This is a genomic window from Lentihominibacter sp., assembly GCF_046951855.1.
Taxonomy (GTDB): domain Bacteria; phylum Bacillota; class Clostridia; order Peptostreptococcales; family Anaerovoracaceae; genus Lentihominibacter; species Lentihominibacter hominis.
Genome location: NZ_JBKTXS010000016.1, coordinates 35,100 through 50,355, shown reverse-complemented (window position 1 = coordinate 50,355; position 15,256 = coordinate 35,100). Strand labels below are relative to the sequence as shown.

The 15,256-nt window shown below is 39.2% G+C and carries 15 protein-coding genes; 5 read left to right on the top strand and 10 right to left on the bottom strand.

Annotated features, from left to right (window positions below):
* The 6 genes from ACLR96_RS05980 to ACLR96_RS05955 form a co-directional block, all read right to left on the bottom strand.
* On the bottom strand, positions 1-402 hold a 402-nt coding region (locus ACLR96_RS05980), incomplete at its 3' end, for a toprim domain-containing protein (protein WP_412265425.1).
* A gap of 57 nt (positions 403-459) precedes the next feature.
* Positions 460-1,332: a DNA-processing protein DprA gene (gene dprA, locus ACLR96_RS05975; protein WP_177269211.1), complete on the bottom strand. Its 873-nt coding sequence runs from the start codon at positions 1,330-1,332 to the stop codon at positions 460-462.
* A gap of 20 nt (positions 1,333-1,352) precedes the next feature.
* On the bottom strand, positions 1,353-2,891 hold the full coding sequence (locus ACLR96_RS05970; RefSeq protein ID WP_177269209.1) for a YifB family Mg chelatase-like AAA ATPase: 1,539 nt from the start codon (positions 2,889-2,891) through the stop codon (positions 1,353-1,355).
* 23 nt (positions 2,892-2,914) lie between these two features.
* On the bottom strand, positions 2,915-3,253 hold the full coding sequence (locus ACLR96_RS05965) for a YraN family protein (RefSeq protein ID WP_177269207.1): 339 nt from the start codon (positions 3,251-3,253) through the stop codon (positions 2,915-2,917).
* A 240-nt stretch (positions 3,254-3,493) separates the two neighbouring features.
* Entirely contained in the window at positions 3,494-4,321 is an 828-nt protein-coding gene (locus ACLR96_RS05960) for a Cof-type HAD-IIB family hydrolase (RefSeq protein ID WP_177269205.1), read from the bottom strand.
* Positions 4,322-4,325: 4 nt separating this feature from the next.
* A complete protein-coding gene (locus tag ACLR96_RS05955; protein WP_177269203.1) occupies positions 4,326-4,922 on the bottom strand; it encodes an MBL fold metallo-hydrolase in 597 nt (198 codons plus the stop codon).
* Positions 4,923-5,063: 141 nt separating this feature from the next.
* Here ACLR96_RS05955 and trkA point away from each other — a divergent pair, with 141 nt between their 5' ends.
* From trkA to ACLR96_RS05935, 4 genes are all read left to right on the top strand, one after another.
* Positions 5,064-6,434, top strand: a complete 1,371-nt coding sequence (trkA, locus tag ACLR96_RS05950; RefSeq protein ID WP_177269201.1) for a Trk system potassium transporter TrkA — start codon at positions 5,064-5,066, stop codon at positions 6,432-6,434.
* Between the two features lie 12 nt (positions 6,435-6,446).
* Positions 6,447-7,910 carry a TrkH family potassium uptake protein gene (locus tag ACLR96_RS05945; protein WP_177269199.1) on the top strand — a complete coding sequence of 488 codons (1,464 nt, stop codon included), beginning with the start codon at positions 6,447-6,449 and terminating at the stop codon, positions 7,908-7,910.
* Positions 7,911-7,922: 12 nt separating this feature from the next.
* Positions 7,923-9,392 (top strand): TrkH family potassium uptake protein, encoded by a 1,470-nt coding sequence (locus ACLR96_RS05940; protein ID WP_177269196.1) that lies wholly within the window; start codon positions 7,923-7,925, stop codon positions 9,390-9,392.
* Positions 9,393-9,468: 76 nt separating this feature from the next.
* A complete protein-coding gene (locus tag ACLR96_RS05935) occupies positions 9,469-9,903 on the top strand; it encodes a CBS domain-containing protein (RefSeq protein ID WP_177269194.1) in 435 nt (144 codons plus the stop codon).
* Here ACLR96_RS05935 and rnr read toward each other — a convergent pair.
* The 3 genes from rnr to ACLR96_RS05920 all read right to left on the bottom strand — a co-directional run bounded on the left by rnr (position 9,875) and on the right by ACLR96_RS05920 (position 12,545).
* A complete protein-coding gene (rnr, locus tag ACLR96_RS05930; RefSeq protein ID WP_177269192.1) occupies positions 9,875-11,824 on the bottom strand; it encodes a ribonuclease R in 1,950 nt (649 codons plus the stop codon). The two genes, ACLR96_RS05935 and rnr, sit on opposite strands and share 29 nt — an antisense overlap.
* Before the next feature lie 77 nt (positions 11,825-11,901).
* A complete protein-coding gene (locus tag ACLR96_RS05925) occupies positions 11,902-12,198 on the bottom strand; it encodes a hypothetical protein (protein ID WP_187525245.1) in 297 nt (98 codons plus the stop codon).
* A gap of 101 nt (positions 12,199-12,299) precedes the next feature.
* Positions 12,300-12,545 carry a helix-turn-helix domain-containing protein gene (locus tag ACLR96_RS05920; RefSeq protein WP_187525244.1) on the bottom strand — a complete coding sequence of 82 codons (246 nt, stop codon included), beginning with the start codon at positions 12,543-12,545 and terminating at the stop codon, positions 12,300-12,302.
* A gap of 130 nt (positions 12,546-12,675) precedes the next feature.
* Between ACLR96_RS05920 and ACLR96_RS05915 the strand changes: the two genes are divergently transcribed.
* On the top strand, positions 12,676-13,074 hold the full coding sequence (locus ACLR96_RS05915; RefSeq protein ID WP_412265422.1) for a hypothetical protein: 399 nt from the start codon (positions 12,676-12,678) through the stop codon (positions 13,072-13,074).
* Between the two features lie 119 nt (positions 13,075-13,193).
* On the opposite strand, the gene ACLR96_RS05910 is transcribed toward ACLR96_RS05915, so the two are convergent.
* Entirely contained in the window at positions 13,194-15,221 is a 2,028-nt protein-coding gene (locus ACLR96_RS05910; protein WP_177269006.1) for a sodium-translocating pyrophosphatase, read from the bottom strand.
* Positions 15,222-15,256: the final 35 nt, after the last annotated feature.

The following is a 15,256-nucleotide window of genomic DNA, read 5'->3' as shown; positions in this document are numbered from 1 at the left end:
ACTCAGATCTATAGGTCTCGGCTTCTTTATCGCATCCTTAATTGCTTTTTCGGTTATTTCATTAAACACAATTCTGCAAGGCGTTGCTGCATCTATTCCCAGCAAAAACGCCAAATGCCAAGATATAGCTTCTCCTTCTCTGTCCGGGTCAGTTGCAAGATAGACTTTAGATGCATTCTTGGCTTCTTTCTTTAATTCTTTTATTATATCCCCTTTACCTCTTATCGATATGTATTGGGGTTCAAAATCATTCTCTATATCTATGCCCAGCTTACTTTTAGGCAGATCACGCACATGTCCCACCGAAGCAATGACTTTATAACGTCCCCCTAAAAATTTCCCTATTGTCTTAGCCTTCGATGGTGACTCGACAATTACCAGTATTTTTTTTGCTGCAGCCATGAAGACCCCTCCTTTTTACCTAAGTTTAGCTTCTAGTATTTGATTATATGTATATTTTTATCCTTTTGCAATAAAAATTTTTCCAAGATTCGAAAAAACAAAGCCCTTCATTTCCATTACAGTTACAATTCCCGCAATGTATGAAGGTGGTTTTGACAAGATCTCACAAAGCTGATCAAGTCTTAATTCTCCATGTTTTTTCAACGCAGAATAAATACATCTCTCCGTGCTCCCCAATATTTCTTCTGTTTCTTTGTCATCTTCCGTATTTACTCCGAGCAGCTCAAAGACATCGCCGGGACTCAGCACAGGTATCGCGCCCTCTTTTATCAATTTATTGCTTCCCATATTATATTGACTGTCCACATTCCCCGGGACAGCACAAACATCACGTCCCTGATCCGCAGAACACTCTGCTGTAATAAGAGCTCCGCTGCTGTTTCCTGCCTGAACCACTATCGTCACCTCACAAAGACCGCTTATTATTCTGTTCCTCTGTGGAAAAAAGTATCTCTGCGGAACTGTATCCGGAGAATATTCAGATATCACAAGACCTTTTTCTTCTATATCATTCTTCAATTCAAGATTTGATTTGGGATAGCATACATTTATGCCACAGCCCAAGACTGCTATTGTCTTTCCTCCAACATCAAGCGCTCCCCTATGAGCGCAAGTATCTATACCTTTTGCCATACCACTTACGACAGCAAGTCCGGCTCTTGACAGCTGCCCGGAAAATTTGACAGCTGTACTCCTTCCATATACGGTAGTATTCCTGGAACCCACCACTGCTACACACCTCTTTTTCAACAGAGAAATATCTCCTCTGCAAAAAAGCTCTTTAGGATAATCGCATATTTCTTTCAAAAGCTGAGGATATTGATGCATACCCGGCGTTATTCTTTCTATATTTTTTATACTTCTTTTCATATTCCAACCTCCCTAATATTTCAAAACCTTCGGATACCCTGATTTCTTACGGAAGATATTCTGTACATCAATGCTTCGGCCACATGTTCTTCTCTTATTTCTCTGTCCTGCTGAAGATCTGCTATGGTTCTGGATATTTTCAAAAGTTTGCCGTAAGCTCTCATAGATATCCCCATTTTCTCATAGGCTTCCGACATCAATTTCAAACCATTTGTGTCAGGCATACAAAATTGTTTTATACCTCGCTCATCCAGACTCCCGTTATTTTCATACACTGTATTTCGATACCTTTCACGCTGCAAAGCCACCGCATCATTTACTTTTTTTCTCATTTGATTTGATGACATCACACGTACTGCCCTTCCTGCGTTTATTATCTCACTTCCTTCAACAGGACTCATTTTTATATGCATATCTATCCTATCGGAAAAAGGTCCGTAAAGTTTTTTCATATAATTATCAAGCTGTCTGTCTGTGCATGTACAAACTTTTTTCTCATCCCATAAATTGCCGCATCTGCATGGATTGGCGGCAGCTACTATCATTACTTTTGAGGGAAATATCACCTCATCAGATTGACGCTTTATCCTTATAAAGCCATCTTCTACGGGCTGCCTCATGGTATCTATAACACTGCTTTCAAATTCTCCTAATTCGTCCAAAAAAAGCACTCCTCTGTGAGCCAGAGATAATTCTCCCGGCCGAGGCTTCTTTCCTCCACCTATCAATGCCGCTTTTGAAGTCGTATGATGTGGATCTCTGAAGGGCCTCTCACTTACTATGGCCTGACCTTGTTTCAGAAGCCCTGCAACACTGTATATCCCTGTGATCTCAAGTTTTTCTTCATATGTGAGTTCCGGCATTATCGTAGGTATACGTTTAGCTATCATAGTTTTCCCACACCCAGGGCTTCCTATCATCAATATTCCATGATTTCCGGCAGCTCCGATAGTCACCGCCCTTTTGGCAGTTTCCTGCCCTATAACCTGAGAAAAATCTCTGTTCTCATTTTTATTTCCGGATATTTCATTACATCTATATACCTTTATTTTCTCTATTCCGAAAATATGATCTGTAACCTGACACAGATCTGTAACAGGAAATACATTTATATCTTTTAAAACCGATGCCTCTTGAGCATTTTTGAGCGGAAGAATTATATTTTTAATTCCTGCTTTTCTCACACTCAAAGCAAGTGGTAAGATCCCGTTTACAGGATTTATTTTTCCATCCAGTGATACCTCCCCCATCAGAGCGGTATCACGTATATCAATACCTCCATGCTGCAAAGATATTATTGCCACAGCGATGGGCAAATCAAAATGACTTCCTTCCTTTCTTTTTCCTGCAGGCGACAGATTAACCGTCACTCTTTCATTAGGAAAACTATATCCTGAATTTATTATAGCCGGTTTGATACGTTTACAGGCCTCCTTTATTGTAACGTCAGCAAGGCCTACTACCGTCAATAGAGGAAGACCTCTGTGTATATCAGCTTCTACAGTTACCACACAGCCATCTATCCCTTTGAGCGTTGCTGTCCTTATCTTGGAAAGCATCCCTTCTCACCCCTTTATTTTCATCAGAACACATTCTTCATATGTTCTACTACGATTTCCATAATATCAAAATTTATTTTTCTGTAAAAAATTCTTCCGTTGTTTTTCTCCTTTAAATAAGAAATAGCAGCATTTCTTATATGCTTCTTTTTTATCTGATTTACAGCTTCACATGGTCTTCCATATCTGTAATTTCTTCTTGTTTTAACCTCTATGAAACTTATTTCTAAATCTCTTTCAGCTACAATATCTATTTCTCCCGAAGTACATCTGTAATTACGATCTAGGATTTTATATCCTCCCGATTCCAAAATTTTTGCCGCAGCTTCCTCCCCTGCCCGTCCAAGTTCCAGATTGTTCATAGGCTCCTCCTTTTTCCATATTTTTACATATATGATAGTATGCCATTTGTTTTGTGTCAACACATTTTTTACAAATTTATCCATATATTTTTATCCTATATAATAAAAAATGCTGATATTAAAAGACATTTATTATGTTTAAGGACAAGTTTTGTATTTATTATGAATATTATCTGTGCAACAAAAAAAGGATCTGTCTACGGATCCTTTTCATAAGTAATTCTTCTTTAACAGCGATGTTTATTCTTTCAGCACGAATTTTTCTACAGCATCTGCCACTCCGTCCATATGATTTGTCGGAGCTATATACTTTGCCACGGCTTTAACTTCATCTTTGGCATTTCCCACAGCCACCGGAAGCCCTGAAGCTTTCAGCATCGCTATATCATTAGGGCTGTCTCCTACAGCCATCATTTCCTTCTGATCTATTCCCATCATCCTGCACATATGTTTCAAAGCTTCTGCTTTACTGGTAGTGGCACCCCCTATCTCAAGATTATGATTAAAAGAACTGGTTATAGTAGCCTGCGGAATAGTCATCAGCTTTTCTCTCATCGCCGGCTTTTCTGACGTATCCTCAAAATTTACATTTATATTCTCTATAGAATTCTTATGTTCCAAAATAAAACTATATATATCTTCAACCGGATTTCTGGTGTTCAGAATATAACTGACGCTGCGGAAACTCTTCCCCGATTTTTTCACTTTTTCATAATACTCTTTTTCTATATAGGCCACTCCATCTATAAAACATTCTATAACATAGTGATACTCCTGCAGAAGTCTGACAGCGCTTTCTGCAGCCAGCGATGACATGCAGTTCTCATAAATAGATTTTTCTTCGATGAGATCCGTTATCCTCGCTCCATTAGATGTAAGCGCGTATCTTATAGCCGATATCTCAAAAACATCTTTTGGAAGGGCGGAACGAGGACGCCCTGTAGCCACCACTATATTCACACCTTTTCTCGCTGCTCTGTTCAAAGCCTCCCTGTTTCGCCTGCTTATTATCCCGTCATCATTGAGCGTTGTTCCATCCATATCAAGAGCTATCAGTTTTACAGCCATTTAATTACCTCTCATTCACTATATCAATGAATTCTCTGTTTATCTTCCTTACTGTTTTCATAGTACAGCCATCCCCGTGTCCCGGATATATCATAATATCGTTTCCCCATGTATCAACAATATCATGTATGCTCTTTCGCATATCCGATTCCGACCCACTCTCAAGATCTGTCCTGCCAAGATCTACATTAAAAACAGTGTCCCCTGTAAAAGCCAGCTTACTCCTTTCACTGAAAAAACATACACTGCCTTTCGTATGTCCTGGAGTATTTATCACTCTGATGGCTTCCCCATCAAGGTATATGATATCACCATCTTCCAGATATACGTCCACATCCTTTTTATATAGGTCACAATCATATCGATGCATATATACTGGACAATCAAAAAAATCTTTGAGTTTCTGTACCGCCCCTACATGATCATAATGATAATGCGTCAGAAGTATTCCCTTTAAATAAAGAGAATGTTCTTTTATGAAGTCCTTAAATACATTTGGACCATATCCAGGGTCTATTACATAGCAATCCGCTCCGTCTTGCTGATATATCACATATCCATTGCTCTCCAGCATCCCACATATAAACCTCTTTATCTTCATTTTTCCCTTCACCTCGTTCCGATATTTTCTATAATATTTTAATGCATTTGCAGGCTTCTTGCAATTAGATGTTGAAATCCGCATAAGAAGTGGTAAAATTATTATGTTTGATTATATATGGATAGATACAGAGGAGAAGTTATGAAAATAGTAATAGTCGGCGCCGGCAAGCTTGGAATGAGTGTAGCAAAAGCATTGCTCGGCGGCGATCATTCGGTCACCATCGTAGATACTGATGAGAATCTCTTACAGAAAATCAGTTCTCAAATAGATGTCATGACCATAAACGGAAACGCCAAGGAAATAAAAATATTAAAACAACTGGATATTGATTCATACGATTTCCTCATTACAACTACAGGCAACGATGAAGCAAATATAGTAATAGCTTCATTCGCAAAACGTCTGGGCTGCAGCAAAGTAGTAGCAAGAATAAGAGACCCCGAACACATGCAGCAGATTAATTTTATCAAAGAATCCATGGGAATAGATCATATTGTTAACCCTGATCAAGGTATAACGGTTGAGATCTATAAATACCTTGCAGAAAAATATACTCTCAGTAACGGTATATTCTCATCCGGGAAAGTTTCTCTCGTAGAATTTTCCGTAGACAGATACCCTCGGCTGATTGGAAAATCCATGAGAGAGATACCTAAAATACTACCCAATATGCTTGTAGTCGCTATATCGAAAAACGGCAAAGTCATTATACCTCATGGAGATGAGGTCATAGAAGACGAAGATTTCGTTTATGTTATAGGAGAAAAAGCTCCCATACTGTCTCTCAATGCCAAAGTACATGAAAGAGGTAAATATACTGATCTGCAAAAAGTTATGATAATAGGAGGAGGGAAAACAGGCTTTTATCTCGCTGAGATGCTGTCCGAATTCGGAGCTGCTGTAAAAATCATAGAGATGAACAAAAAACGATGTCATTATCTTTCAACTCACCTTGAAGATGTTATGATACTTCACGGAGATGCTACAGACCTTACCCTCCTTGAAGAGGAAAATCTGGATATGATGGATGCAGTAGTAACTGTTACGGGATTCGACGAAGATAATCTTCTTCTCGCCTTGACAGCAAAGCAACATGGTATTGAAGACGTTATTGCCAAGGTCAGCAGGACAAGCTACGCCGAGATAATTTCCCGCATGGGCATAGACATGGCTCTCAATCCTCTTGACATAACTACCAGTAATATACTCCACTTTGTTCTCGGTTCACAAAAGATACTGTCCTCTCATCTCATCGAAGGTCAGGCCGAACTTATGGAAATCATCGCTACTCCCCATATGAGTATACTCGATACCCCTATCTGCGAGCTTGAACTTCATGAAGGTATCATAATAGCTGCCATACACAGAGGCAGTGACGTTATAATCCCCAATGGTGATACTGAAATCCACGAAGATGACAGGATTATTCTTCTCAGCCTTTTGAGAGACAGAGCTATCACAGAAACACTCCTGAAAGATACAGGAAAGCTGGGATTTCTCAAAAGGTAAACAGGTGAATTTATGAATCTAAGTCTCAGTTCAATACTAAGAATAATCGGCATCGTACTGGCTGTAGTCGGCCTTTCGATGCTTCCGTCAGTTATTGTTTCCTTTATATATGATGATTCATCCATATATATACCATTCCTTCTCATAATGCTGATAGCAAGTCTTATTGGTATGCTTCTCATGAAACTGTGTCAAAAACAAACTCAGCAGCTCAAAGTCAGAGATGGATTTTTAATAGTCACATTATGCTGGTTCATATCTGCCATATTAGGTTCTATCCCTTTTATTGCAACAGACAGTATCCCACATTTTGCCGATGCCTTTTTTGAATCATGTTCAGGTTTTTCCACTACCGGTTCAACAGTTCTGGCAAAACCGGAATTGCTTCCTAAAGGTATATTGTTCTGGAGATCCTTTACTCACTGGATAGGCGGTATGGGAATACTAATCTTTGCAATAGCGCTTATGCCGTCTCTGGGAATAAGCGGCCAGAACATCGCAGTTTCCGAGGCGCCCGGGCCTTCTTTGGATAAAGTTACGCCAAAAATGTCTGATACTGCCAAAACACTTTATACTATTTATCTTTTTTTTACAGTCTTGGAAACAATACTTCTCATGTTTGGAGGAATGAGCTTATACGATGCTCTGATAAATTCTTTCGGATCTGTCGGCACAGGCGGTCTGTCTAATTACTCCGACAGCGTCGGTCACTTCGACAGTACATACATACGTATGGTTATCACAGTTTTTATGTTTTTATGCGGAGTGAATTTCAACCTGTATTATCATTCCATCAAGCAAGGTATAAAAGCTTTTACAAGAGATTCCGAATTTAAACTATATTTACTTATATTTGTATTTTCTTCTGTATTTATCTTTATCTGTCTGCTGGCAAGCGGCCAATATGATTCTGTAAAGCTTGCCTTCAGCGATTCTGTATTCCAAGTATCTTCCATACTTACAACAACAGGATTCATCACAGCAGATTACGAAACATGGCCTATAGTATGCCAGATGATCCTTCTTCTGCTTATGTTTATCGGCGGCTGTTCATCATCTACCGGAGGCGGTATCAAGGTTATAAGAATACTTGTAGTATTGAAACTGATAAAAAGAGGTATATCCACAAGACTTCACCCTAATATTGTCGAATCGATAAAACTTAACGGTAAAAATATGCCGAGTGATACTGTATCGGCAATCGTAAATCACTTATTTTTGTATATTGTAATGATATTTGCCGGGGCCTTTGTCATTTCACTGGAAAATGCTGATATGATGACTTGTTTCTCATCTGTCATAACCTGTATAGGAAATACAGGTCCGGGATTCAGTATGGTGGGGCCTGTTCAGAACTTCGGGGTTCTGTCCCCTCTTTCAAAATATTTACTTTCGATATATATGCTGGCAGGAAGACTGGAACTTTATACTCTGTTTATCATTCTGACTCCAAGATTCTGGAACCCCGACCGTTAGGAGATTTTTAAAATGTATACCCCAAATCTGAATTATAAAGCTATAGTGAAAATCTTAGGGATAATAATTCTTATTCTCGGTATATCTATGGTGATACCATGGATATATTCCGAGCAGACAGGAGATATAAGCGCATCACATGCATTTAGAATATGTTCTCCCTGCTCAATAATATTCGGTACTCTGACAGCAGTTCTAATAAAATCCCATAAAATCAAATTCAGAGCCCGTGAAGGATATATAGTCGTTGCTGCATGCTGGATACTTGCTTCTCTGATAGGCGCTTTCCCCTACTATCTCTCAGGTTTTACAGATAATTATGTAGATGCATTCTTTGAAGCTACATCAGGTTTTACTACAACAGGATGCACGGCTGTTTCCGGAAAGCTTCTCTCCGGAGGAATGCTTTTATGGAAAGCCATCTCCAACTGGGTTGGCGGTATGGGGATACTCCTGTTTGTCATTTCTATTCTTCCTGCATTAGGAATAAACGGCCAGATAATAGCGAAAGCCGAAACCCCCGGACCTGTTCTGAGAAAAATGACAGTACGCATGAGTGACTCGGCAAAGATACTATATATAACCTATATTTCACTTACCCTGATCGAAATAACGCTCTTAATGCTATCCGGAAAAATGCCTTTTTTTGATGCAGTCATAAATTCCATGGGCAGCATCAGCACAGGAGGTGTTATGGTTCACCCTACAGGTATTGCTTATTACAGCAGCCTTTATGTAGAGATAGTCATTTCCTCATTTTGTGTGTTATCATCCCTAAACTTTGTACTTTATCACTATCTTATAACCGGTAAATTTTCCTTTTTCTTTAAGGATATTGAGCTGCGAGCATTCATGATTATAATGGCTGTATCTACTGTTCTTTGTACATTGAGCCTCATGTATGTCAACGGAAGCAGTCCCGGATCTGCTCTGCGTGATTCCTTTTTTCAGGTAGTCAGTATGGGCACTACTGCAGGATATACTCGCTCTCCTTATATGACATGGCCTTCAATGTGTCAACTTGTACTTATGATACTGATGTTCATCGGAGGCTGTGCTTCGTCCACTTCAGGCTCCATAAAAGTTGTAAGAGTAATCATTATGCTTAAACTCATCTGGAGAGGATGTATAAAAAGAATACATCCCCGATCTGTAGTAGCTGTCAAAATAGGAAAACGTCCTGTTTCAGCCCCTGTGGTGTCTTCCATATCAGCTTTTATCTGCACATATATGGTTATATTTCTGGTTTCATCATTTATACTTTCATTTCAGGGTCTGGATCTGGAATCCACTATCACTTCTGCCCTTGCGATGCTTTCCAATACAGGATCTGCTTTTGGCGAAACAGCCTCTTTAGGAAATTTTTCTGCATTCCATCCGGTTCTCAAAGTGTATCTCAGCGGATTGATGATCATAGGAAGACTGGAACTCTTTACAATAATAATACTTTTCAGCAAAACTTTCTGGGGACGTGACCGATAATACCATCTTTACTCATGTGATAATTCTTTTACATTGTGGCAATCCTATCTATATAGATATATAGGAGGGCAGTAAAATGAAAGTCAAAGATCTTATGAGTACCAACATTACATGTGTAAGTGAAAATACGCCAATATCACAGATCGCTTCCCATATGAGAAAAGATAATGTGGGAAGTCTTCCCGTATGTGATGACGCAGGCCATCTTAAAGGTATAGTAACAGACAGAGATCTGGTTCTTAGAGTTCTCGCTGAAAAACAGATAGACGGTATGACCTCGCGAGATATAATGACAAATGATCCCGTTACTGTTTCACCGGATATGAGTATCCACGATGCAGCGCTTCTTTTTTCTTCACACCAAATAAGAAGGCTTCCTGTTGTGGAAGCCTCTAAAATAGTGGGAATTCTGTCTCTTGGTGACATAGCTTCAAAGCCGGTCTTTATAGATGAAGCAGGAGATGCACTTTCTGCTATAAGTATTACAGGCGGTCTGCAATCAAAAAATTAATTTCTCGCTTGTCAAGATCAACATAATCTACAATAATGGAAATTTCATCGCCTAATTTGTAGGCTCTATTGGTACGTCTTCCTATGAGGGCGTATTTTTCTTTGTGGTAATCATAATAATCATCTTTGAGTTCATCTATTCTCACAAGTCCCTCAACAGTATTCTCAAGCTGCACATATATTCCGAAATTAGTTACACCGCTTATTATTCCGTCAAAGAACTCTCCCACATGATAACTTATATATTCCGCTTTTTTTAGTTTTTCGACCTCTCTTTCGGCATCAACTGCCTTTCTCTCCATAAGAGAGGACTGTTCTGACGCATACTCAGCCTTTTTTCTGTAATGCCTTGCTGTTTTAGATGTAATTCCTTCTTTCAGGTATCTCTTTATTATTCTGTGTATTATAAGATCAGGATAACGCCTTATAGGTGAAGTAAAATGACAATAATATTTTAAAGCCAGACCGAAATGGCCCTGACACTCAGTACTGTAATACGCTTTCTGCATAGCTCTAAGAGCAACAGAATTAACAACTCGTTCATTTACTTTACCTTTTACACCGTCCAATACAGAACTTATTGCTTTAGGATACATACCTCCTGCATTCCCTCTCAAAACAATGCCAAACCCTCTTAAAAAAATCTTAAGCTGTTCAATTTTATCTGCCTCGGGTTTTTCATGAACTCTATATACAAAAGGCGTTTCCAACCAAAAAAAATGTTCAGCGACAGTTTCATTTGCCAGAAGCATAAACTCCTCTATCATTTTATTCGCGCTTCTTCGCTCCGCGATACCCACATTTACAGGAATACCGCTCTCATCAAGCGTTATATAAGCCTCATCTAAATCAAAATCAAGGCTTCCTCTGTCATGTCTTATTTTAGAAAGCCTTACCGCAAGATTCTGCATCATAAACAATTCATCTTTTATATGAACATATCTTTCGCTCACCTTACTGTCGTTTTTCTCTATAAGATCTGACACATCATCATATATGAGTCTTTCTATTGAATTTATAATACTTTCATATATCTCATGCCTTACAAGCGTTCCTGCAGGAGTAATTTCCATATCTACAGATAAAGTCAATCTGTCTTCATGAGGATTCAAACTGCATATGCCATTAGAGAGTTCTTTAGGCAGCATAGGAATAACCTGATCCAAAAGATACACGCTTGTTCCGCGCTTCAAGGCTTCTTTATCAAGAGGTCCGTCTTCCTTCACATAATGCGCAACATCTGCAATATGCACTCCTAAAAGATAATTCCCGTTATCGAGAAGCTCTATAGATACAGCATCATCAAAATCCTTGGAATCTTCTCCGTCTATGGTAAATATCTTTTTACTGCGAAGATCCCTTCTGTTCTTCAACTCATCAAAAGTTATGCCTTTACGTTTTACCGCCTTAGCCTCTGCATTCACCTTACTGGGAAACGTCTCTCTCATATCATAACTTCTTGCAAGAGCCTTAATATCTCCGCCCGGCTGCCCGGCTCTGCTAATTATTTCTGTTATTTTTCCTTCTGCATTATTATGTTTATCAGGATATTTGGTTATCTGAGCAACTACTTTATCTCCTTTTTTTGCTCCTGAAAAATCTTTTTTTCTTATAAAAATATCTTCCCTGTATTTCTTACTGTCAGGGACGACAAAACCAAACTTTTTACTCTTTTCAAAAGTTCCCACAACTTCAGATGTTTTTCTGTTAAGAATTTTAGTTATTATTCCCTCAGGAGATTCTCTCCACAGATACTCCGGAATAAGATCTACTTCTACTTCATCATCATTCATGGCACCGTTCATAGAATCTGCGGCTATAAATATATCGCTGTCAAATCCGCCACATTTGACAAATCCGAATCCTCTTCTATGTTTGCTCAGTACTCCCGATAACCTCTTTTTTTTCTTACGTTTTCCCATCAGATGTTCCTCTCATATGTATTAATCTCATTTTACAGCATAAAAGGTGGCAATGCCACCTTTTATGCTGTAAACTTTTACTTGTTATTTGTTTCCTTGGTAGCATCTGTTCTGTCATTGCCGTCGATACCGTCTTTGACATCATTAACTCCGTCTTCAACATCATCGATAGCATCTCTTGCGCCATCTGCCATATCATCAGTTAAGGAATCATCGTCTTTAGATTTATTGTCGTCGTTTCTGTCGACATTCTTCTCCGTTACGGTTCCGTCGCTGGCGTCAGTGTTTCCGTTATTGTCATCACTTCCGCATCCGGCAAAAGCCAAGAGTGACACACAAAGAATTGCTGCCAGAAAAAGTCTTGTCTTTTTCATCACTTTTCTCCTCTCTTGTTTTCCCTTTTATTATCTGCTTTTTATAAAAAAAATATCGCACCAGATAGCTTCCAAGTTTTTGAAAAGTAAAATTAGTCTAATTAGTTTTTATATAATTCATCCACACTTATATGAAAAAAATCCGCAAAACTTTTCAATTCTATATCAGTAATGAATCTCTGGCCTGACTCTATCCTCTGAATAGCATTTTTATCCAGATCTATTCCCAGAAGCTGCATTTTATCAGCAAGCGCTCTCTGAGACATATTAGATCCACGTACAGTCCTCAATACACGTATCTTCTCACCACATATATTATTCCTGTTTCCATTTTTATTTTTGTACATTCTGTGACTCCCCACATTGACATTCAGTGCTTGTCATTAATGCAATAATATGATAGAATATCAATTAATTTGACATCTACTAAATGTCATTTATGTACTATAAACTTTTATTTTAAGTAAGGGTGCCACTGTGGAACAAAAAAACAAAACTGAAATTCACTATCAAATAATATTTAAAGCAACAGTATCTCTAATATTAATAGTATTTATTATTTATATAATCTATTGTTTATATACAGGAAGCTCCAAATATAAAATTACGGGAACATGGGTCGCAGTAAGTGAAAATACTGAAAAAGACCTATTCCCCGACCATATATCATTTTTAAGAAACAACAAAATCTATCTATCAGAAAAAGTCGGAACATATGATATAAAAGGAAATAAACTCACCACAATAAATTCCGATTGCAAATCCGTCTATAATTATGCTCTCTCAAATGACGGCCGTTTCCTTATTCTTCTTATAAAAGAAAATACAGTTGAAGAAAACAACATCTGCCTCTACATGAACATGGATAATATGTAAAAAATGCTTTGTTTTTTCAATGTATCAAGATAAAAATCTTTTAGCACAGTATTTTCTGTAAATCAAAAGGCCCGGAAAAATTTCCGGGCCTTTTGATTTGAAAGTTATTTTTCTTCTGTTTAGAACAGCATATTGATAAGTCCGCCGATCTGTACGAATACAGGTGCGAATACCAATGCCACGATAGTCATAAGTTTGATAAGAATGTTTATTGAAGGACCTGAGGTATCCTTGAACGGATCTCCTACAGTATCTCCTACAACTGCAGCCTTATGCGGATCTGAACCTTTTCCGCCATAATGGCCTTCTTCTATATACTTCTTAGCATTGTCCCAAGCTCCGCCGGCATTAGCCATCATAAGAGCCATCAGAACACCTGATGATAAAGCTCCTCCGAGCATACCGCCCAGAGATGCAGGTCCCAACACGATTCCGATAACTAATGGAGCAAGCACTGCCATAAGTCCGGGAACAATCATTTCCTTAAGAGCCGCTCTTGTCGAAATATCAACGCAATGAGCATAATCAGGCTTTGAGGTTCCTTCAAGAATTCCCTTGTCAGCCTTAAACTGTCTTCTGACTTCTTCAATCATCTGATTAGCTGCTTTACCCACAGAATTCATAGTGAACGCCGAGAACAGGAATGGAAGCATAGCTCCGATAAACAGTCCGATTACCACTACAGGGTCAAGTAAATCAACAGCCTCAAGATCTGTCACTGCAGCATATGATGCAAACAGCGCCAGAGCAGTAAGAGCAGCTGATCCGATAGCGAATCCTTTACCTATAGCTGCAGTAGTATTGCCTACAGAGTCAAGCTTGTCCGTTATTTCTCTCACATTGTCAGGAAGCTCAGACATCTCAGCTATACCGCCGGCATTATCTGAAACCGGACCATAAGCATCAACCGCTACAGTCATTCCTGTTGTTGAAAGCATGCCTACCGCCGAAAGAGCGATTCCGTACATTCCCGCAGTATAGTACGCAACAAATATTCCTATTGCTATACAGATTATAGGCCATAACGTTGACATCATACCAACGCCAAGACCGCTTATTATAGTAGTTGCCGAACCCGTCTGTGACTGATCTGCAATTTTTTTAACTGATTTATAATCTGCAGAAGTATATATCTCAGTAATCTTACCAATAGCTATACCCACTACCAGACCTGCGATAATAGCAATAGCATAGTTAAAGCTTCCCAGCATTACCTTTGAAAGGATCACTGTAGCTATAATAACTATTATACCTGCCAGATATGTACCCATGTTGAGAGCGCTTGCAGGGTTTGATCCCTCCTTGCCTCTTACGATAAATATTCCTATAACCGACGCAAGAATTCCTATGCCTGACAGAATCAGCGGGAACAGCGCCGCCATGCTTTCATCAAACAGACCGCCTGAATTTACAGCTGCAACTGATGCCAAAGTAACTGCTGAAATAATAGAACCAACATATGATTCAAATAAGTCCGAACCCATTCCGGCAACGTCACCTACGTTATCCCCTACATTATCGGCAATAACAGCAGGGTTTCTCGGATCGTCTTCAGGTATGCCTGCTTCAACCTTACCTACAAGGTCAGCTCCTACGTCTGCGGCCTTGGTATAGATACCGCCTCCGACTCTTCCGAATAGAGCCATCGATGATGCTCCGAAACCAAATCCTGTTACACATTCTACCACTGTTGCCAGATCAAGAACGCATAAAACGACTCCAAGTCCTAAAAGTCCGAGCCCTGATACAGCCAATCCCATTACGGCACCTGATCTGAATGCGATCTTAAGCGCCTTATTCATTCCGGACTCCATAGCTGCATTGGCAGTTCTCACATTACCGAGAGTAGCCACCTTCATTCCGAAATACCCTGCCAGAACTGACAGTAAAGCACCTACAACATAAAGAACTGCTGTCGTAACACTCTGCAGACCAAACCCGATGAGCAGAGCAAGCACAATGATTACGATAGCCATAATCTTGTACTCTCTTGAAAGAAACGCCATGGCACCTTCTCTTATGTAACCGGCGATCTCTTTCATTCTGTCGTTACCTTCGTCTGCCTTCTTTATCCATGAGGCTAATCCTACGGCAACAACTAGTCCAATAATTGCCGCAGCAACGGCAAGAATTGCAAAGATTTCCATTTTAATGATACCTCCCCCTCGTACCCGTACACTAT

Bases quoted from the DNA above. Each gene is read 5' to 3' on its own strand.
- dprA (WP_177269211.1), bottom strand. From the start codon at position 1,332: ATGAAAAGAAGTATAAAAAATATAGAAAGAATAACGCCGGGTATGCAT.
- ACLR96_RS05970 (WP_177269209.1), bottom strand. From the start codon at position 2,891: ATGCTTTCCAAGATAAGGACAGCAACGCTCAAAGGGATAGATGGCTGT.
- ACLR96_RS05965 (WP_177269207.1), bottom strand. From the start codon at position 3,253: ATGAACAATCTGGAACTTGGACGGGCAGGGGAGGAAGCTGCGGCAAAA.
- ACLR96_RS05960 (WP_177269205.1), bottom strand. From the start codon at position 4,321: ATGGCTGTAAAACTGATAGCTCTTGATATGGATGGAACAACGCTCAAT.
- ACLR96_RS05955 (WP_177269203.1), bottom strand. From the start codon at position 4,922: ATGAAGATAAAGAGGTTTATATGTGGGATGCTGGAGAGCAATGGATAT.
- trkA (WP_177269201.1), top strand. From the start codon at position 5,064: ATGAAAATAGTAATAGTCGGCGCCGGCAAGCTTGGAATGAGTGTAGCA.
- ACLR96_RS05945 (WP_177269199.1), top strand. From the start codon at position 6,447: ATGAATCTAAGTCTCAGTTCAATACTAAGAATAATCGGCATCGTACTG.
- ACLR96_RS05940 (WP_177269196.1), top strand. From the start codon at position 7,923: ATGTATACCCCAAATCTGAATTATAAAGCTATAGTGAAAATCTTAGGG.
- ACLR96_RS05935 (WP_177269194.1), top strand. From the start codon at position 9,469: ATGAAAGTCAAAGATCTTATGAGTACCAACATTACATGTGTAAGTGAA.
- rnr (WP_177269192.1), bottom strand. From the start codon at position 11,824: ATGGGAAAACGTAAGAAAAAAAAGAGGTTATCGGGAGTACTGAGCAAA.
- ACLR96_RS05925 (WP_187525245.1), bottom strand. From the start codon at position 12,198: ATGAAAAAGACAAGACTTTTTCTGGCAGCAATTCTTTGTGTGTCACTC.
- ACLR96_RS05920 (WP_187525244.1), bottom strand. From the start codon at position 12,545: ATGTACAAAAATAAAAATGGAAACAGGAATAATATATGTGGTGAGAAG.
- ACLR96_RS05910 (WP_177269006.1), bottom strand. From the start codon at position 15,221: ATGGAAATCTTTGCAATTCTTGCCGTTGCTGCGGCAATTATTGGACTA.